We start from the raw sequence: 18,954 nt of genomic DNA, 5'->3' as shown, positions 1-18,954 counted from the left end.
CCCTTTGGGGTAGCGCTAAAACTCGACCGGCATGGCCTTGTGCCCGCGGATCACGAAACCTCCAGTGTACTCCACCGGCTCCACGACCGCGAGGTGCGGCAGGCGTTTGAGCAAAGTCTGGAAGGAAGTTTGCAGCTCGAGCCGGGCTAGCGGCGCCCCGATGCAGTAGTGGATGCCCAGCCCGAAGGTGAGGTGCGGGTTGTCGGGGCGGGTCAGGTCGAGGGTATCGGGGTGGGAAAATTTGCGTGGGTCGCGGTTGCCAGAGGCATACAGCAGGGCTACCTCCTGGCCCCGCCGGAGGGGTATACCCCTCCACTCGAGGTCCTGCAACACCCAGCGCTCGAACATCGGCAGGGGGGTATCGTAGCGGAGCAGCTCTTCCACCGCCCTTTTGAAAAATTCCCCATGGCCAGCTTTGGCAGCTTCCACCGCCAGCCTTTTCTGCTCGGGGTTGCGGTGCAGGGCCAGCATGCCCGCGGTGGTGCCGTTGACGGTAGCCTCGTGCCCAGCGTTGAGGAGCAAGATACAGTTGGCCACCAGCTCGTCCTCGCTGAGCTTGTCCCCCGCCTCCTCGGCCTGCACCAGGGCGGAGATGAGGTCGTCTTGGGGGTGCTTGCGGCGATCCTCGGCCAGCGCTCGAATGTAGCGGGAAAACTCCACCACCGCCTGGTTGGCTTCTCGAGCCTGCTCGTCGGTGTAGCCGAGCTCGTAAAGCTTGACGATCTTGGCCGACCAGGGGCGCAGCAGGTGCCGGTCCTCCTCGGGTACCCCCAGCAGTTCGGCGATCACCGCCACCGGCAGGGGCTCGGCGTAGTCGTGGAGCAAGTCCATGCGGCCTTGGTCTTCGGCCCGGTCGAGCAAAGCGTTCACCATGCTCTGAATCTTGCCGCGCAACCCCTCCACCCGGGCCGGGGTGAAGGCTTTCAAAAATAGCCCCTTGAGCCGGGTGTGCTTGGGGGGCTCGTTATCGAGGATGTGGTTCTCCTGGAAATGGTCGAAGTCACGGGTGAGCGGGTTGGGTGGGGGCCAGCCCAGCTCATCCCGCGAGAGCACGTGCAGGATCGAGCGGCCCAGGCGCTTGTCGCGCAACAACCCGGCGATATCCTCGTAGCGGGTGAAGAACACTTTGTTCCACACCGGATCGTAGAAAGCCGGAGTGGCCTCGCGCAGCTCGGCCAGCCGGGGGTAGGGGTCGTAGACGAAGTCCGGGTCGTTGAGGTTCAGGTGGATCTCAGGCAAGGGGTTCATCTTATCCGTAGTTTATCGCGCAGGGCGTGTTACCCTGAGAGCACCGATGCTGAGCGCCCCCCGAGTCCTTCTGAGAATGCTCGTCGTGCTGCGGCGGCAGCCGCTGGGCATCCTGGGGTGCAGCGCGCTCGCCTTGCTCCTGAGCCTCCTCAGCCTGGGGCTGCTCTTCGGCCCCCTGCAAGTCGGGCTGGCCAAGGTGTTACTGCGGCTGGCTCGCGACGGGGTATGGGAACCCCAGGCCCAGTGGAGCGAGTTCCGCTGGAACACCTGGGTGGCCGGAGTGCTGTTTTTGGGCTTGTTCGTGGCCCCTACCCTGGCGCTGCCCATTCGTGACGATATCTCCGGCCAGATTGCGGCGTTCTTCTACCAGGGGGTGGTGGCGCTGTTTTGGTTTTATACCTTCACCCTCATGGCCGATACAAAGCGGCGCTGGTGGGAGGCGCTGCGCGAGAGCTGGCATCTGGTGCGCGACCACGGGCCTTGGGGGCATGTAGCCTTGGTGCTTTTGGCCATCCTGGGCGGCTATTTTCCTACCGGCCCCGCCCCTGACCTCCTGGGCCTGGTGATCCTGGTGCTCTTCGTGGGGCTCTCGACGCTCGGGCAGGTGGTGGCCTACCTCGAGGTCAGCCGCCCCCGGCTCCAGCCCGGGGTATGGTCGCGCGGCGATGGCTAGGCAATCTACGCCAAGCCCATTCGATGTCCGACGCCCAGCAGCGCAGGAAACCCACCGCGCTTGGCGCTTTGCGTACGACGTTAGGGCCGCACAATGCCCCAAAAATCAGTTACTTGTCGTAGGGCTTCCCCACCGCCGCCGGAGGCCGGCTCCGCCCGATGAACCCTACCAGCACCAGCATGGTGAGGATGAATGGGATGGCCTGCACCACCGGCACCGGCAGGATGTTGCGCCCGGTGAGCTGGATCGAGAGGGCCGAGGCAAAACCGAAGAGCAAGGTGGAACCCAGCACGCCGATGGGGTGCCACTTGCCCACGATCAGGGCAGCCAGGGCGATAAACCCTAGCCCAGCGCTCATCCCCTTGACGAACTGGTTGAGAAAGCCAATCGATAGATAAGCCCCCGCGATACCCGCCAGAAGGCCGGAGATGACCACCGCGACGTAGCGGGTGCGGATCACGTTCACCCCCATGGTCTCGGCGGCCTCGGGGTGTTCGCCCACCGCCCGTAACCGCAGCCCCCAGGGGGTCTTGAACAGCACCCACCAGATCACCGGAACCAGCAAAAACGCGAGAAAGACCAGAGGAGAGAGGTTTTCTGGACCTACCGAGATCAGCGGGAGGCGGTTGACCACCTCCTGCGAGCTGGTGGAGTTGTCGTAGTAGTACTCGAGCACCAAACTGGGCGCCCCCAAGGCCAGCAGGTTGATGGCGGTGCCGCTGATGATCTGGTCGGCCTTGTACTTGATCGAGGCGAGGGCGTGCACCCACGCCACCAAGCCCCCCACCGCCGCCCCGGCCAAGAGCCCGACCCAGGGAATCCACCAGATCTGGGCGTTGGGATCGGAGGCCAAAAAGGGAACCTCGAGCCGTTGGGTGACCACCGCCGCAGCCAGGGCCCCGAAGAGCATGATGCCCTCGAGGCCGATGTTGACCACCCCGCTCCGCTCGGAGAACAGCCCGCCCAGCGCGGTGAGCAGGATCGGCGTGGTCTGACGCAGGGTGGAAAACAGCAAAGCCAGGGTAAAGATTTCGTTCATTTGGCGCCTCCCCTCAACCCGCACGCCGCATCGCGGTACGGGCCGCCTCCTCATCCTTGGCCTCGGTCTCGACCTGAGCTGCTTTCAAGGGATCGGTGAAGTACCGCGGCAGCAACCCGCCCAAGGCGATGGCCAGCACTACCAACGAGATAATCACCGTCACCAGCTCGCGGCTGATGCCCAGTTGCTGGCTCAGGTCCAGCCCGCCGGTGCGGAGCACCCCGAACAAGAACCCGGCCAGAGCCACCCCCAACGAGGTATTCTGCCCCATCAAGGCCACCGCGATCCCGTCGAAGCCGACCCCTACGGGAATGGACTGCTTGAGCCGGTATTCATCCATCACCCCACCCTGCACGTAGTGGGTCGCGGCCAGCCCCGCCAGAGCTCCGCTCACCAGCATAGCCAGCACGATCTTGCGGCCCAGGTTGATCCCGGCGTACTCGGCTGCTCTGGGGGCCAACCCTGCCGCCCGCATCTCGTAGCCGCCCACGGTGCGCAGCAGGTAGTAGTGCACCAGGATCAGCACCCCCAGCGCCAACAAGAACGAGCCGTTGAGCTTGGAGGCCGCCAGGTCACGGACCAAATCGCTGGCGAGGGTGGGGCCAGGGATCAGGCCGCCCAGCGCGTACCCCAGGACGGCTGCCCCTCCGCCGAGCAGCAAGCGGCGGCCCAGATCGGCCCGCCGTAAAAAGAAAAATGTCGCCAGGCCCGCCACCAGGGCCACGGGGATGGCCCAGGAAAACTCCCCCCCAGGGGCCAGCAAGTTGATCATCAAGGGAATCTGGGCTTCGGGGCGCAGCTCGAGGCTCTTGGCCTCGAAGCCCTGGGCCTTGAAGGGCAGGTAAAGGGTATACCCGAAAAAGCGCTGCTGGTTGGAAGCCAAGAAGAACAGCAGCACCGAGGCCGCGATGTAGTTGAGCATGATGGTGTTGACCACCTCGTTGGCCCCGAAGCGGGCTTTGAGCCACCCCGCCAGCCCACCCCACAAAGCCCCGCCCAGGGCTGCCGCCAGGATGCTGAGGGGCAGCACGACCCAGCCCGGCCCGGGCAGGAAGACCCCCACGATCATCACGAAGATAGCCCCCAAAGTGATCTGCCCAGGGCCGCCGATATTGAAAAGGCCAGCCCGGAAGGCAAAAGCCACCGCCAGCCCGGCGAAGATCAGCGGGGTGGTCTGCTGAAGGCTATTGAACCAACCGGAAAGGGTGTAGATCGGAGAAAAGAGCAGCTGAAAGGAAAAGGTGATCAGGTCCAGCTTCAGCGCAACCCATTCCCGGAGGGACAAGCTCGAGCCCTCCACCCCCGGCACTCGGCCCAAGACCAGGATCAGCAACGCCCCTACCAGCACCGAAAGCAGCAGCGAGACCACCGGCACCGCTGCCCCGCGGTAGCGCACCAGGAAGGCTTTCCCCCCAGGGAGTTGCACGCGGGCCAGCAGGAGCAGGGCCAACGCATAAAAGCAGCCCAGGTAGGCCCCCAGCGAGAGGGTGAAGCGGCGCAAAGGCACCCGCGTGGCCCCTCCGGCCAGAGCGGCCTGGTTGGCGGAGTTTACCGCCTGGTAAAACAGCACCGCCTCGAGCGCAAAGAGGGCCACCCCCACAGCCCCTAAAGCGTAAAGGGCCCTCGAGCGCGAGCGGGGGTCGGGCTGCAAAAAGGCCAGCGAGGCCGCCCCCATCAATCCCGCCCAGACCCAGAAGACCGCCCCTACCCACCCCAGCCCCAGCGAGGCAGGCAGCTCGAGGTTTTGTGGATTGACCGTGGTAAAGGGGGTGATCAGGTACCCCACCCCGCCGAACTCTCGCTTGGGGACCATCCAAGGCGCCAGGGCCATGAGCCCCAGCAACCCCAAGCTCACAAGAAAAAGCCAGGAACGGGCCAAGTTTCGCACGCAAAAATTGTACTCCGCCGTCGCCCCGGCTTATAGCCTCCCTCGCAGGGGCTCCGCTTAGCCTCTTGGAATGTCTCGTAGCTCCTGCTCTTCGCCTCCTGCTGTGCTAAACTTCCCCGGTGGTGAAGGACTCGAGCGAAAAGCCAGAGGAAAAAGCCCGGGCCGTCCAGCGGATGTTCAGCCAGATCGCCCCGCGCTATGACCTTTTGAACCGGCTCCTCTCCGCGGGGATAGACCGGCGCTGGCGGTTTATCGCCGCCCAGGCCGCGCTCGAGAAAAAACCCCAGCGCATCCTGGACTTGGCCACCGGAACGGGCGATATGGCCCTCCTGCTCAAACGCCTGGCCCCCCAGGCCGAGGTGATCGGGGCCGACTTCGCCCTCCCGATGCTCGAGGTCGCCCGACAGAAAGCGCGCAGGCTGGGGCGGGAGGTCCCCTTCCAGCAGGCCGACGCGCTGGCCCTTCCCTTCCCCGACGCCCGCTTCGACGCCGTGACCATCGCCTTCGGTTTTCGTAACTTCGCCGACTACGATCACGCCCTGGCCGAACTCTACCGGGTGCTGGCCCCCGGCGGGCGGCTGTGCATCCTCGAGTTTCCCCCACCCCCCAAGGGCGGCTTCGGTGAGCTGTATCGCCTGTACTTTCAGAAGGTGCTGCCCTGGATCGGCGGGCTGGTCTCGGGAAATCCCTCCGCCTACCGCTACCTGCCGGAGTCGGTGGAGCGCTTCCCCGAGCCCCGGACCCTCCAAGCCAAGATGGAGCAGGCTGGCTTCCAGACCCGCTACCGCATCTTCAGCGGGGGTATCGTGGCGCTGCACATCGGAGACAGGTAGCCCTGCTTTTCAGCCTATAATGGAGTCAAGTTGATCGAATTCGATCCTTACCGGCACTTGGTGGAAACCCTCGAGCTAGGAAGCGACCGCCAGGCCCTCGAGGGGCCGTTCGCGCTGGCCCGGGACTACGCTAGGGAACGGCTGGGCGAACACGCGGTGGAGAACGCGGTGGCGCGGCTATGGCACGGCCCAGGCGGGCTCTACTACGAACTCAAAGCCGCCCCCGATGCTTTCTACGCCCGGCTGGGCCCAATCTTCGGCGAGTACCTGAGCCAACCCGACGCCCAGATGGTCATGTGGGACGCAGTGCTGCAAATCGAGCGCCAGGAAGCCGACGTGGTGGCGCTGTACGCTCCGGATTACCTCGAGCGCGACGAATCGGTATTTCTCTCCTATACCTTGGAAGGAATCCGCTACGAACGCGGTGAGCCGCGCTATGCTCCTCCGCTGTTCTTGCGGGTAGAAGGACGTATCGAGAGCCTGGTGATGATGCAGCTCGAGCCTACCCCCACCCGACCCGCCAGCCAGGAATACCTGATGTTCCGTCTGCCCAAAGGCCAGCCCTTGCTACCTGGCCTGCGCGACTGAGCAGCCCCCTGTGACCTTCCAAAGCCCCACCGCAGGGCGCTTTGGGCGGAGTCTCCACCAGAGCTTCGAAGGCGTTTTGCAAACCCAATAAGCCCGGTTCCCACCGCCTGGCGCTTTTCTCGGACTTTCGGGGGACGGCCTCGAGCCTTTTTATGCGCTAGGCTGGTACAGGCCGGCGTAAGCGTTCATCGCCGGGGCTCCGCCCAGGTGCACGTAGAGCACCCGAGAGCCCTTTTCGAACCTGCCCTTGCGGGCCAGGTCGATGAGCGCGTGCATGGACTTGCCCTCGTAGACCACGTCGGTGATCATGCCCTCCAGATGGGCCGCTAGCCGGATGGCCTCGAGGGTCCCCTGGTTGGGCAGGCCGTACTCCGGTCCCGCGTAGTCCTCGAGCAGGATCACGTCCTCATCGAGGATTTCGCGCCCCAACTCGACGGCCTCGGCGGTGAAGCGGGCGATCTTGAGCACCGCGGCGCGGGTTTCGGCCGGCTTGGCCGAGGCGTCGATGCCCACCACCTTGCGCGGCCTGTCCTGCGCCGCAAAACCCACGATCATTCCGGCCTGGGTGCTGCCGGTCACCGAGCAGACGATGACGTAGTCGAAGAAGACGCCCAGTTCCTTTTCCTGTTGCGCGACCTCCTCGGCGAAGCGGGCGAAGCCCAGCCCACCAAGCGGGTGATCGGAGGCTCCAGCGGGGATCGCGTAGGGCTTGCCCCCCCGCTGCCGCACCTTATCCAAAGCCCGCTGCCAGCTTTCGCGCAGGCCAATGCTGAAGCCCGCCGGGCTGAGCTCGACCTCGGCGCCCAGGATGCGCGAGAGGAGGATATTGCCCACCTGGTCGTAGATGGGGTCCTCGTAGTTGACCCAGTGCTCCTGCACCAGCAGGGCTTTGAGGCCCAGATGGGCGGCTACCGCGGCCACTTGGCGGGTGTGGTTGGACTGCACCCCGCCAATGGAGACCAGGGTGTCGCAGCCTTGAGCCAGGGCATCGGGGATCAGGTACTCCAGCTTGCGCACTTTATTGCCGCCGAAGGCCAGCCCGCTGTTGCAGTCTTCGCGTTTGGCCCAGATTTCCACCCCCAGGTGCTCGGAGAGCCTTCTGAGGGGATGGATCGGCGAAGGGCCAAACATCAGCGGATAACGGGGAAACTTCTCCAGCTTCATGGCTTCTCCTGCAAAAACCGCACCAGGCGTTGCCCGGCTTCGACGATGTGCCGCTGCAGCAGGTTGGAGGCTTGTTCAACCTCCCGCCTCCGGCAGGCCTCGAGCAGAGCGCGGTGCTCGCGGTCGGACTGTTCGCGGTGGTGCACTACCGTAAGGATCATCCGCATGTAGCGGTCTACGTTGAGGTGAAGCAGCTCGATGGTCGAAAGCAGGCGGGGGCGGTCTGCGGGCCGGTACAAGGCAGCGTGGAACTTCCAGTTGAGCTCGCTCAGGCGCCGCCCGTCGCGTTCTTGCTCGGCCTCGTCCAGGGCGTCCTCGGCTTGGCCTAGCTGGCCCTTGCCCAGCCTGGGGATGGCCAGGCGCAGGGCCAGGGGCTCGAGCACCGCGCGCATCTCGTAGACTTCCTCGAGCTCAGGTATCGAAAGCTCGGCTACCACCGCACCCCGATGCGGCTGGAGGATTAGCAGCCCTTCCGCCGCCAGTTGTCGCAGGGCCTCACGCACGGGCATCCGGCTCACCCCCAGCTCCGCGGCCAGCTCTTCCTGCCGCAAGGTCGTGCCGCCGGGGTATTGGCCTCCCAGAATGCGCTCGCGCAACTGCTGAGCAACCCGATCGGGCGAGGTGGCGGGTGGCCTGTTGGGGTTGGCGGTCATGATCAAAGTGTATCCAATGGATCCAATTTGGTCAAAGCCCTCTCGAGCCCGTCGCCGCTCCAACCTCGACGATACCTGCGGCGAGGAGCAGCGAAGCCAGCCCCAGGCTGTCTCGCCCTCGAGGAGTGGCGCGACTCGGGGTTGGTGTTCCCCTCGAGCACCGGCCACCTTGTCTGCCCCAAAGACCGCTGGAGGGGGCTTTGGTCTGGGGGTCGTCCTTGTGGCCCGTGGTCACGGGCGGTTGATCCGTGTCTTGTGGGGCAGGAGGTCGTCGGACAGGGGGCAACCTGGGTTATTTTACTCGACCTCTTCCGCCTTCAACTCCTCGGCCAACTGCTCGTACCCCTTGCGGCCCATCAAGGCGTAGGTGTACTCCTTGCCCAGCTCCACCCCCGGCTGGTCGAAGGCGTTGATGTTCCAGAGTTCGCCCAGGAAGGCGGTCTGCCACATCAGGTGTTGCAGGAGCCAGCCCAGGTGGTAAGCATCGAGCTTTTCTAAGAGGATGGTGTAATTCGGTTGCCCGGCTTTAGCGAGGGCATGGGCGGTGGCCTTGGCCTCGGCGGTGAGGAGGTCGAAGAACTTCTTCCCAAATAGGTAGTCGAGGCCCTCGAGCCCGGCCACGGCGGGGATCTCCAGGTCTTCGCTGGGGTGCTCGAGGCGCACCAAGGTAATCAGCTTATCGTGCGGTCCTTCACGGAAAAGCTGCACTTGGGCGTGCTGATCGGTGGTACCGATGGCCCGCACGGCAGTGGTGCCGCTGCGGACTGCCCGGCCCTGCCGGTCTAGCATCTTGCCCAACGACTCGTCGTGGAGCTGGACGAACCAGTCCGGCAAAAAGCGCAGCCGGGTCGAGTAGGGCATGAACACGGTGATATTCAGCCCCTTGGCGGCAGCCAGGTACTGGACGAGCGCGGTCTGGGCGGGGAGGTTTTGCTCCAGGGCGTCACGGGCGGTATGGTTGGCCTTACGGGCCCCGGCCAGCAGGTTTTCCAGGTCCACCCCCGCGAAGGCCAGCGGTAGCGTACCCACCGGGCAGGTCACGCTGAAGCGCCCGCCCACCGCCGGAGGGACGTCGAAGGCGGTGAGCCCCTCGCTCTTGGCGTAGGGGCGCAGGATACCCTTAGCCGGGTCGGTGGTGACGACCACGTGCTCCTTCCAGCCGCTGCCCAGGGCGTCCTCGAGCCACTTGCGGAAGGCCAGAAAGGCGGCCATGGTCTCGGCGGTGGAGCCCGACTTGCTGATGACGTTGACCAGCGTCTTGCGCGGCTCGAGCGAGCGCAGCAGCTCGAGGATGGGCTCGGGCTCGACGTTGTCCACGAAGTGCAGGCGCACCGGCCCCTTGCCCAAGGCCGCGTTCACGGCCTGCGCTCCCAGCGCCGAGCCACCGATGCCCAACACCACCAAATCCTCCACCCAAGGGTTGGCCTCGCGGTAGCGCAGCACCTCGCGCAGGGTCTGGGTGTCTTCGGGCACCTCGATCCAACCCAAAAACTCGGCAGGGTCGTCCTTGCGGCCCCAGAGGGCGTCGCGGGCAGCCTCGAGCTGGACGGCGTGCGCCTCCAACGCCGCCGCCAGGTCAAAGCCGTACTCTCCCACCCGCCTTGGGTGGAGGTTATGTAGCTCGAGTCTCAGCATGGCTTTATGCTACCAGGTGACCCATGGCCCTTTGGGGTTTCCGCCGTGCACAATAGGCTTATCATGCCTGAGCGCTACTATCCCGCTCCACTGCCGCAATACGGCCTCGAGCAGGGCCCCATCCTGCTCAAGGACGGGCGTACCGCCCTGCTACGGCCCGCTACCCCCGCCGACCGGCCCCTGCTGGTCGAGCTGCTCTCGCGCCTATCCCCCCAAGCCCGCAGCTTCCGCTTCTTCTCCGAGGTAAGTCCCGAGACCGGGGCCGACCTCCTGCTCAAACAGACCCCCGGTGAGGACAAGGTCGCGCTGCTGGTGCTGACGGGAGAGCCCCCTCGGGTGATCGCCACCGGGGAGTATGTACAAGAAGGCCCCGGCGCGGACTCGGCGGAGGTGGCTTTTTTGGTGGACGATTGGTTCCAGGGCAAGGGTCTAGGAACCCTGCTTTTGGAGCGCCTGGCGCTGATCGCAGCGCGGAGGGGAATTCGCCGCTTTCACGCGTTTACCCTGGCGGAAAACCGCCAGATGCTCGAGGTCTTCCGCTCCTCGGGGTTCAACGTCAAAACCGAGAGCGAATCCGGCGAGGTGGAGGTGGAGTTTGAAATCGAGCCCAACGCCACCATGGTCGAGCGCTTTGAGCTGCGCGAGCGCATCGCCACGATAGCCTCGCTGCAACCCTTCTTCCGGCCCCGGGGCGTGGCGGTGGTGGGGGCCAGCCGCGACCCCCAAAGCGTGGGCTACCGGGTGCTGGAGAACCTGGTGGGAAACCGCTTCGACGGACCGGTCTACCCGGTGAACCCGGCCGCTTCCCACGCAGCCGGGGAGGTGCTGGTGGTGGGTTCGATCCTGGCCTACCCCTCGGTGAAAGCCATACCTGGGCCGGTGGACCTGGCGGTGATCACGGTCCCGCCCGACCAGGTCATCTCCGCAGCCGAAGCCTGCGGCCAGCGCGGGGTACGGGCTCTGATCGTGATCACGGTGGGGCTCTCCGAAAGGGAGATCCAAAGCCTGGGGGAGGTTTGTCAGCGCTACGGGATGCGGCTGGTAGGGCCAGGCTCGCTCGGGATGGTACACACCCACCCCGAGGTGCGCCTGGCTGCTGGGCTGGCCGAGATGCCCCCTCGTGGCCGGCTAGCCCTCTCCTCGCAAAGCGGGGCCCTGGGGCTGGCGGTGCTGGAGTACGCCCGCGAGATGGGCCTCGGCATCTCGAGCTTTGTCAGCTTGGGGGCTAAAGCCGACGTGAGCTCAAACGACCTCATCCAGTTTTGGGAAGACGACCCCGAGACCGGGGTCATCCTGCTATACATCGAAAACTTCGGTAACCCGCGCCGCTTCGCCCGGCTGGCGCGGCGGGTGGGGCGGCAAAAACCCATCCTGGTGGTGCGCCCCGGGCGCGATCCGCGGGTGGAGGCCCTCTTCCGCCAGACCGGGGTGATCCGGGCCGACAGCCTGGAGGAGGTCTTCGATACCGCCGCCCTGCTCACCTTCCAACCCTTACCCGCCGGCCCCCGCGTGGCCCTGGTCTCCAACGCCAGCGGCCCCGGCAGCCTAGCCCTGGAAGCGCTGCGCTCGAGCGGGCTCGAGGCCACCCACTTCGACTTGGGGAGCGCGGCCACCCCCCTTCAGTACCGCGAAACCGCCGCCAAGGTGCTGGCTGATCCGGCCTATGACTGTGCGATGGCCTTGTTCGTACCCATGGGCTTCACCTCCGCCGAGGCCGTAGCCGAGGCGTTGCGGCAGGCGCTGGCCGAGGCCCGGGCCGCCGGTCTCAACAAAACCGTGCTGGCTTGCTTCATGACCGGGGGGCGGCCTCGGGTATTCGTCGGAAACGAACGAGTCCCGGTGTACCGCTTCCCGGAGTCGGCAGCCCGGGCGCTCTCGCTGGCGGTGCAGTACGCCCGCTGGCGCATGGAGCCGCCCGGCGAGATCCCGGATTTCGCCCCAAGGGAGGAGCTAGCCCGGGAGCTGGTGCGCCAGGCCGGAAAGGGGAAGCTCAACCCCGCAATGGCCCAATCCCTGCTCCAGGCTTTCGGCATTCCCGCACCACAACCCTCCCCCGCTGACGCCCCGCCTACGGCACGGCTAAACCTCGAGCTCTCGGTGCGCTGCGACCCCCTTTTCGGACCCGTCCTTTCGCTCGAGCTGGTGGACCTGCCCCTAGGCCCCCAGCTCCTCGACACCCGCATCACCCCGCTCACCGACAAGGACGCCCGGGAGATGCTGCGCGCCCTCGAGGGGCACGCCGACCTCAGCGCCTTGCAAGAACTGTTGTTGCGGGTATCGCGGTTGGTGGAAGAACTTCCCGAGGTGGGCGAGATCCGCCTCAAGCTGGGAGCCAAAGAGAACGGTTACCGCCTGGAGAAGGCCGAGGTGGTGCTGGGGTAGCCCCCGACCGATTGCAAACTCCTCCGGGGCCGCTTAGTCTCGGGGAGTCGGGCTCCGCAGGGGCCAAAGGAGGCTGAGATGGAAGGCTTGAGTGCGAAGATACTCGAGGACGAAGAGACCCTCGAGCTGATCCTGGACGACGGAAGCGAGGAACGGCTGTTGATCGAGGCGCTCGCGCTGGCCGAGGCCTTCGCCCGGCTCGAAGAAGGAGAAATTATCGATCCCGACGAGTTCGAGCTGGACGGCGAGGAACCCGAGGAGATCGAGGGCGGCCAGTCCTGGACTCAAGGAGCCCATGTCCCGGAGGAGGGTTCATACACCGCAGCCGAAGTCGAGCTGATCGAACCCAAAGGGTTGCTGGTCCTGCGGCGGCTCCTCTATCCGGGGGAAGACACCTTGGAGATGAGCCTTCCCAACGGGGCGGTTTACACCTTCGACTACCCCGAAGTGCTCGAGTACCTGCGCCCTCTCCTGCCCCGCTAGTCCCGCATGGCTGGCCTGCGAATCGGTATCGACTTCGGCCTCACCAACACCGACGTAGTGCTGGTGCACAAAGGAAAATTGCTCCAGCACTGGGTCCTGCCCCACGCTGGCCCGGCCAGCGAAGCCTTGGTGCATAAAGCCCTGGCGGCGGGAAAGCAGGAGATCAGCGAGCTCGAGGCCATCGCCACCACCGGCGGGCTCCACCGCACCCTACCCGACGAGATCGAGGGGGTTCCCCTCTACAAAGCAGGGGAAGCCGAGGCGGTGGGGCGCGGGGGGCTGGCCCTGGCGGGGCTAGAAGAAGCCCTGGTGGTCTCGGCGGGCACCGGAACCGCCATGATCGCCGCTTGGGGCAAGAAGACCCAGCACCTCACCGGGAGCGCGGTGGGCGGGGGAACCCTGCTGGGGCTCGCCAAGCTCTTGATCGGGACCAGCCATCCGCTGGAGATCGCCCACCTGGCCGCGCGGGGAGATCCCGCCGGGGTAGACTCCACCCTCCAAGACGCCATCGGTGGGGGGATCGGCCACCTGCCCCCTTCGGCCACCGCGGTCAACTTTGGCAAGGTGGGAAGCCTCCCAGGCCCACCCAAGCGCGAGGACATCGCCGCCGGGCTGGTGGTGATGGTCGGTCAGGTGATCGGGGTGGTGGCCCTGGGCGCGGCCAAGGCGGCCGGGCTGCGCGAGGTGGTGGTAGTAGGCCACCTGCCCGATTTGGAGCCGATCCGCAAAGCGATCCTAGCCGTGTGGGAGTTTTACCAGGTCGAACCCAAACCGCTCATCCCCCAGGAGGCAGGAGCGGCCACTGCGCTGGGGGCGGTGCTGGTAACCGCCGACCGGGGCTGAGCTATGCGCATCACCAGTCCGGCCAACCCTCGCATCAAGGCGCTCGCCCGTCTCCTCGAGCGCAGACACCGCACTAGCGAGCAGCGCTTCCTGATCGAAGGGGCCCGCGAGATCGAGCGGGCTTTGCAAGCGGGGATCGAACTCGAGCAGGCCCTGGTTTGGGAGGGGGGATTGAACCCCGAGGAGCAGCGGGTATACGCCGCGCTGCGGCGGGAGGGGTTAGCCCTGCTCGAGGTCTCCGAGGCGGTACTGAAGAGACTCAGCCCGCGGGAAAACCCGGCGGGGATCATCGCCTCGGCGCGAAGTCCCCGGCAGACCTTGAAGGACTACCCACCCTCCTCCAGCGCCCTCATCCTGGTGGCGGTGGGGCTGGAGAAGCCCGGCAACTTGGGGGCCCTACTGCGCTCGGCGGACGCCGCCGGGGCGGAGGCGGTGCTGGTGGCGGGCGGGGTGGACCTCTACAGCCCCCAGGTGATCCACAACAGCACCGGGGTGGTCTTCTCCCTCCGGACGCTGGCCGCCTCCGAATCCGAGGTCTTGGACTGGATCCAGCAGCATAACCTACCCCTCGTCGCCGCCACCCCCCACACCCACACCCTGTACTGGGAGGCCGACCTGCGCCCTCCCGTGGCCATCGCCGTAGGGCCAGAGCACGAGGGGCTAAGCGCGCTCTGGCTCAAGGCCGCCCAGACCAAGGTGCGCATCCCCATGCGGGGCCAGGCCGATAGCCTCAACGTCTCGGTTTCAGCGGCACTCTTGCTTTATGAAGCGCTTAGGCAGCGGCTCCTGCGGGATGGCTTGACTAAGATGCACTCAACTTTATAGTCCAGACCCTTGACAATCTGGCGGGGTCTACAAAATACTATGGTCTTGGGTTGACACTCTAAACCCACGACTGTCAATCAGCCTTAGAGGAGGACAAGTTATGGCAACCGCAACCATGCTCAAACCCCTCGGCGACCGCGTGGTGGTCAAGCGCATCGAGGAAGAGGCCAAGACCAAGGGGGGAATCGTCCTCCCCGACACCGCCAAGGAAAAGCCCCAGAAGGGCAAGGTCATCGCCGTGGGCTCGGGCCGCGTGCTGGATAACGGCACCAAGCTGCCCCTGGAGGTCAAGGAGGGCGACACCGTGGTGTTTGCCAAGTACGGCGGTACCGAGATCGAAATCGACGGCGAGGAGTACATCATCCTCTCCGAGCGCGACCTGCTGGCTGTGCTGTAAAAAGCACTGTACGTTGCCCTAAACGACGCAAGACGCAACTGAAAGGAGCACATTATGGCTAAAATGCTGGTGTTTGACGAAGCTGCCCGTCGCGCCCTGGAGCGCGGGGCCAACGCTGTGGCCAACGCGGTGAAGGTGACCCTCGGCCCCCGGGGCCGCAACGTGGTGCTGGAGAAGAAGTTTGGCTCTCCCACCATCACCAAAGACGGGGTATCGGTGGCCAAGGAAGTGGAGCTGGAAGACCACCTGGAAAACATCGGGGCCAAGCTCCTGATCGAGATCGCCACCAAGACCAACGACATCACCGGTGACGGCACCACCACCGCCACCGTGCTGGGTCAGGCCATCGTGCGCGAAGGCCTGCGCAACGTAGCCGCCGGGGCCAACCCCCTCGAGCTCAAACGCGGCATCGAGAAGGCGGTAGCGGTAGCGGTAGAGGAAGTGAAGAAGATGGCGGTGCCGGTCAACGACCGCAAGGCCATCTACGAGGTGGCCAGCGTCTCGGCCAACAACGACGCCGAGATCGGTAACCTCATCGCCGACGCGATGGACAAGGTCGGCAAGGAGGGGATCATCACCGTCGAGGAGTCCAAGACCCTCGAGACCGAGCTGAACTTCGTGGAGGGGTACCAGTTCGACAAGGGCTACATCTCGCCCTACTTCGTCAACAACCCCGACGCCATGGAGGCCAGCCTCGATGATCCGTACATCCTGATCACCGAGAAGAAGATCTCCAACGTGCGTGAGCTGCTGCCGGTGCTCGAGCAGGTGGCCCAGACCGGCAAGCCCCTCTTGATCATCGCCGAGGATGTGGAGGGCGAAGCCCTGGCCACGCTGGTGGTCAACAAGCTGCGCGGCACCCTCAACGTGGCCGCGGTGAAGGCCCCCGGCTTCGGCGACCGCCGCAAGGAGATGCTCAAGGACCTGGCCGCGGTGACCGGCGGGACGGTGATCAGCGAGGAGCTGGGCTTCAAGCTCGAGAACGCCACCCTCTCCATGTTGGGCCGCGCCGAGCGGGTGCGCATCAACAAGGATGAGACCACCGTGGTGGGCGGCAAGGGCAAGAAGGAGGACATCGACGCCCGCATCAACGGCATCAAGAAGGAGCTCGAGACCTCCGACTCGGAGTACGCCAAGGAGAAGCTGCAGGAGCGCCTGGCCAAGCTGGCCGGTGGCGTGGCGGTCATCCGCGTGGGCGCCGCTACCGAGACCGAGCTCAAGGAGAAGAAGCACCGCTACGAGGATGCCCTCTCCACGGCCCGCGCTGCGGTGGAAGAAGGCATCGTACCGGGCGGTGGCGTGGCCCTCTTGCGCGCCGTGCCTGCGGTGAAGAACCTGGTCAAGGAGCTCGAGGGCGATGAGGCCACCGGCGCCAAGATCGTGCTGCGCGCCCTGGAGGAACCCGCCCGCCAGATCGCCGCGAACGCTGGCTACGAGGGTAGCGTGGTGGTGAACCAGATCCTCTCCAAGAAGGAGAAGAACTACGGCTTCAACGCCGCTAACGGCGAGTACGGCGACATGATGGAGTTCGGCATCGTAGACCCCGCCAAGGTCACCCGTACCGCCTTGCAGAACGCCGCCTCCATCGGCTCGCTGATCCTCATGACCGAGGCCGTGGTGGCCGAGAAGCCCGAGAAGGAGAAGGCCCCCGCCACTCCCGCCGGAGGCGGTATGGGCGGAGACATGGACTTCTAAGCCCAGAGCGATGATCCCCTTCCCGACTGGGAAGGGGATTTTTTCGTCCAAGCCGGCACCCCGCCTAGTCTGCTGAAGCGAGATAAGCTAGGAGAGTGTTGCTGGCAAACCTGGAAGCCACCCGCCGCTTGGCTCACAAACTGGCCCAAGCCTTGCCTAGCGGATCGCTGCTGCTTCTCACCGGGCCAATGGGGGTAGGCAAAACCACGCTGGTCAAATTCATCGCAGAGGCATTGGGGTTCACAGGGGAAGTAACCAGCCCCACCTACACCCTCATCCACGAGTACCCTTCCCCCCAGGGCCTTATCCTCCACATTGACGCCTATCGGCTAGCCAACCAAGAGGAACTCTTCGGCCTGGGGTTGGAGGACTACCTCTCCGAAGCCCGCTTGGTGCTCATCGAGTGGGGTAATCCCGAGCTCTTCCCCAATAGCCTCGAGGTGCGCCTGGCCCCGCAGGGCGAGGCCCGCACGGTCGAACTCATCGCCCACGGGAATGCGCTTCTTCCCTTTACGGGAGAATGAGGAAAGGGGCTTTATTCTTCACCGCCCCTGGCCTCCAGTCTGGGCTGTCCGCAGCAGTCCGGCCAACGCCGCAATAAGGAGGGCCAATACCGCGACCATCCCCAAAGAAGCCGGCAAGGAGATGGCCTCGGCCATCAGGCCGATCAGCGGCGGTCCTACCAGAAAACCGGCATACCCCAAGGTCGCCACCGAGGCCAAGGCTATTCCCGGATGCACCCCCGGCACCTTGCCCGCCGCGCTAAAGACCAGCGGAAACAGGGTGCAGTAGCCAAACCCCACCAGCACGAAGCCCAGCAAAGCCAGATAGGGCCTGCTCGAGCCCACCGCCAACCCCAGCCCCGTCGCCGCTAAAAGACCCCCTACCCGGGCCAACCGCACCGGGCCAAAGCGGTGGTGTAGGGCATCACCGCCAAGCCGCCCGATCACCATGGCTACCGAGAAAGCCGAGAAGGCTAGAGCTGCCAAGGCCTCCCCGGCGCCTAGGCTTTGTTTCATGAACACCGCACTCCAGTCGGCCACCGCTCCCTCTCCCAGCCCGGTACAAAAGAGGATCAGCCCCAAACCCAACAGAACCCCCCGAGGCCAGACGAAACGTGTCCCTGCTGGCTGGCTGGGGGTGAGGATCAGCCAGCGGAACCCCCCCAGTATCACCCCCAGGGCAAACAGGCTCACCAGGGCGAAAAAGGGCAGCGGAGCGACCTCGAGCCCCGCCGCCGCCCCACCCAGGGCCGCCCCTACCAGTCCCCCTAAGCTAAAAAGGGCATGGAAGCTGGACATGATCGGCCTGGCATAGCGCTTTTCCACCTCCACGGCCTGAGCGTTCATGCTGATGTCCATAGCGGCCTGGGTAAAGCCAAAAAAGAAAAGCGCCAGGAAAAGAACAGCCCCGCTGGGGGCCAAGGCTAGCAAGGGTAGGATTAGGCCGTTCAAAAGCGCCGCAACCGTCACTACCCAGCGGCTCCCCAACCTCGAGATGGCCCAGCCGGTGAGGGGCATCGCCACCATCAATCCCGCCGGCACCCCGAAAAGCACCAACCCCAACTCGCCATCCTCCAATGCCAGCTTGTCTTTGATAGCGGGAATCCGTGACACCCAGGCGGCAAAGACCAAGCCGCAGACAAAAAAATAGGTGTAGACGGCGAGGCGGGCCGCCATGAGGGAACGGGAGAGGGAGGCGTTCACTCGCCTAAGCTACCGCATCCACGATAGCCTGCGCCACCGCCTCCTGCACCAAAGCGGTGAGGAGCATCGGGTCAGCCGCCGGACGGCAGGTCGTGGAGAGCACGAACACCGAGTCCCCGTCCACCGGGGTGTGCGAGGGGCGGATCACCCGGGCCAGGCCGGTCTGGGCCGCCTCGGCTAACATCCGGGCCTCCGCCTTGGAGAGGGCGACCTCGAGCCCCACCGCCACCAAAGTGGTACTCTGCCCATAGAGGTCCATCGGGCGGTACTCCCTAAAACGCCCCGGCCCAGCCCGTAAGCGCCCCTCGAGGTCGTAGACGTCCCCTGCCGGGTTTACCACCGCCAAAGCTCCTACCCGCACCCCTGATTGCTCGACCAGGGCACTCCCCAAACCGCCCGGGCTGGACAACTCGTAGCCCAGGTATTTTCCCACCGTGGCCCCGGTCCCGGCCCCCACCCGCCCCCTCGGCACCGGATCACGGCTGGCCAGCCGAGCCGCCGCGTACCCGTGCTCCGGCCCAGGGCGGGCCTTGGGATCGCCGGTCATCAGGTCAAAGATCACCGCCGCCGGGACAATAGGAACCCGCCCGGCGGGGGTGGGGTAGCCGACGCCCCGCTCCTCGAGGTAACGCACCACTCCCTCCGCTGCCCCCAACCCAAAGGCCGATCCCCCCGTGAATAGCAGGGCGTGGACCCGCTCCACCCGCTTTTCCGGCGAGAGCAGAATCCCCTCTCGGTTGCCCGGAGAGGGCCCCAAGAAGGAAGCCGAGGCCAAAAACCCCTCCGCCGGCCCCAGGATGACCGTGCAGCCGGTCCGCCCCACCGGATCGGTCCAGTGCCCCACGCAGAACCCCTCGAGCGCGGTGAGGGTCTGGTTCATGGCCATAGCCTACCGCAACGGG

The 18,954-nt window shown here is 65.5% G+C and carries 18 protein-coding genes; 10 read left to right on the top strand and 8 right to left on the bottom strand.

What is annotated here, in order from left to right:
- Positions 1–15: 15 nt before the first annotated feature.
- Entirely contained in the window at positions 16–1,248 is a 1,233-nt protein-coding gene (locus DNA98_RS14940; RefSeq protein ID WP_174720025.1) for a cytochrome P450, read from the bottom strand.
- Positions 1,249–1,294: 46 nt separating this feature from the next.
- Here DNA98_RS14940 and DNA98_RS14935 point away from each other — a divergent pair, with 46 nt between their 5' ends.
- On the top strand, positions 1,295–1,921 hold the full coding sequence (locus DNA98_RS14935) for a hypothetical protein (RefSeq protein WP_129865672.1): 627 nt from the start codon (positions 1,295–1,297) through the stop codon (positions 1,919–1,921).
- A 109-nt stretch (positions 1,922–2,030) separates the two neighbouring features.
- Here DNA98_RS14935 and DNA98_RS14930 read toward each other — a convergent pair whose 3' ends face one another.
- Positions 2,031–2,960: an ABC transporter permease gene (locus DNA98_RS14930; RefSeq protein WP_110532172.1), complete on the bottom strand. Its 930-nt coding sequence runs from the start codon at positions 2,958–2,960 to the stop codon at positions 2,031–2,033.
- Positions 2,961–2,973: 13 nt separating this feature from the next.
- The gene (locus tag DNA98_RS14925) at positions 2,974–4,791 is read right to left on the bottom strand and encodes an ABC transporter permease (protein ID WP_233493240.1); all 1,818 of its coding nucleotides are present in this window, start codon (positions 4,789–4,791) and stop codon (positions 2,974–2,976) included.
- A 176-nt stretch (positions 4,792–4,967) separates the two neighbouring features.
- Here DNA98_RS14925 and ubiE point away from each other — a divergent pair, with 176 nt between their 5' ends.
- Both ubiE and DNA98_RS14915 read left to right on the top strand, forming a co-directional pair.
- Positions 4,968–5,681: a bifunctional demethylmenaquinone methyltransferase/2-methoxy-6-polyprenyl-1,4-benzoquinol methylase UbiE gene (ubiE, locus tag DNA98_RS14920; RefSeq protein ID WP_110532135.1), complete on the top strand. Its 714-nt coding sequence runs from the start codon at positions 4,968–4,970 to the stop codon at positions 5,679–5,681.
- Between the two features lie 30 nt (positions 5,682–5,711).
- The gene (locus DNA98_RS14915) at positions 5,712–6,269 is read left to right on the top strand and encodes a hypothetical protein (protein ID WP_110532133.1); all 558 of its coding nucleotides are present in this window, start codon (positions 5,712–5,714) and stop codon (positions 6,267–6,269) included.
- A gap of 150 nt (positions 6,270–6,419) precedes the next feature.
- On the opposite strand, the gene DNA98_RS14910 is transcribed toward DNA98_RS14915, so the two are convergent.
- The 3 genes from DNA98_RS14910 to DNA98_RS14900 form a co-directional block, all read right to left on the bottom strand.
- Complete coding sequence (locus DNA98_RS14910) at positions 6,420–7,433, bottom strand: 1-aminocyclopropane-1-carboxylate deaminase (RefSeq protein WP_110532131.1); 1,014 nt, start codon at positions 7,431–7,433, stop codon at positions 6,420–6,422.
- Entirely contained in the window at positions 7,430–8,086 is a 657-nt protein-coding gene (locus tag DNA98_RS14905; protein ID WP_110532129.1) for a GntR family transcriptional regulator, read from the bottom strand. The genes DNA98_RS14910 and DNA98_RS14905 overlap by 4 nt, the downstream gene beginning before the upstream one ends.
- A gap of 297 nt (positions 8,087–8,383) precedes the next feature.
- Positions 8,384–9,721: a glucose-6-phosphate isomerase gene (locus DNA98_RS14900; RefSeq protein WP_110532127.1), complete on the bottom strand. Its 1,338-nt coding sequence runs from the start codon at positions 9,719–9,721 to the stop codon at positions 8,384–8,386.
- A gap of 63 nt (positions 9,722–9,784) precedes the next feature.
- On the opposite strand from DNA98_RS14900, the gene DNA98_RS14895 reads away from it, so the two are divergent.
- The 7 genes from DNA98_RS14895 to tsaE all read left to right on the top strand — a co-directional run bounded on the left by DNA98_RS14895 (position 9,785) and on the right by tsaE (position 16,870).
- Positions 9,785–12,103 carry a GNAT family N-acetyltransferase gene (locus DNA98_RS14895; protein ID WP_110532125.1) on the top strand — a complete coding sequence of 773 codons (2,319 nt, stop codon included), beginning with the start codon at positions 9,785–9,787 and terminating at the stop codon, positions 12,101–12,103.
- 78 nt (positions 12,104–12,181) lie between these two features.
- Positions 12,182–12,586 carry a hypothetical protein gene (locus DNA98_RS14890; protein ID WP_110532123.1) on the top strand — a complete coding sequence of 135 codons (405 nt, stop codon included), beginning with the start codon at positions 12,182–12,184 and terminating at the stop codon, positions 12,584–12,586.
- 6 nt (positions 12,587–12,592) lie between these two features.
- Positions 12,593–13,429: a Fumble domain-containing protein gene (locus DNA98_RS14885; protein ID WP_110532121.1), complete on the top strand. Its 837-nt coding sequence runs from the start codon at positions 12,593–12,595 to the stop codon at positions 13,427–13,429.
- 3 nt (positions 13,430–13,432) lie between these two features.
- Positions 13,433–14,254, top strand: a complete 822-nt coding sequence (locus DNA98_RS14880; RefSeq protein ID WP_110532119.1) for an RNA methyltransferase — start codon at positions 13,433–13,435, stop codon at positions 14,252–14,254.
- Between the two features lie 100 nt (positions 14,255–14,354).
- On the top strand, positions 14,355–14,651 hold the full coding sequence (gene groES / locus DNA98_RS14875) for a co-chaperone GroES (RefSeq protein WP_110532117.1): 297 nt from the start codon (positions 14,355–14,357) through the stop codon (positions 14,649–14,651).
- Positions 14,652–14,705: 54 nt separating this feature from the next.
- A complete protein-coding gene (groL, locus tag DNA98_RS14870) occupies positions 14,706–16,346 on the top strand; it encodes a chaperonin GroEL (protein ID WP_110532116.1) in 1,641 nt (546 codons plus the stop codon).
- A gap of 95 nt (positions 16,347–16,441) precedes the next feature.
- On the top strand, positions 16,442–16,870 hold the full coding sequence (tsaE, locus tag DNA98_RS14865; protein WP_110532114.1) for a tRNA (adenosine(37)-N6)-threonylcarbamoyltransferase complex ATPase subunit type 1 TsaE: 429 nt from the start codon (positions 16,442–16,444) through the stop codon (positions 16,868–16,870).
- 18 nt (positions 16,871–16,888) lie between these two features.
- On the opposite strand, the gene DNA98_RS14860 is transcribed toward tsaE, so the two are convergent.
- Positions 16,889–18,052 carry an MFS transporter gene (locus tag DNA98_RS14860; protein ID WP_233493237.1) on the bottom strand — a complete coding sequence of 388 codons (1,164 nt, stop codon included), beginning with the start codon at positions 18,050–18,052 and terminating at the stop codon, positions 16,889–16,891.
- A gap of 4 nt (positions 18,053–18,056) precedes the next feature.
- The gene (locus tag DNA98_RS14855) at positions 18,057–18,932 is read right to left on the bottom strand and encodes a P1 family peptidase (RefSeq protein ID WP_110532112.1); all 876 of its coding nucleotides are present in this window, start codon (positions 18,930–18,932) and stop codon (positions 18,057–18,059) included.
- Positions 18,933–18,954: the final 22 nt, after the last annotated feature.

Origin of the sequence: Meiothermus sp. Pnk-1 (genome assembly GCF_003226535.1) — a bacterium.
Classification (GTDB): Bacteria; Deinococcota; Deinococci; order Deinococcales; family Thermaceae; genus Allomeiothermus.
Note: the sequence above shows the minus strand (reverse complement) of the source record. Positions and strands in the feature narration are given on the sequence as shown.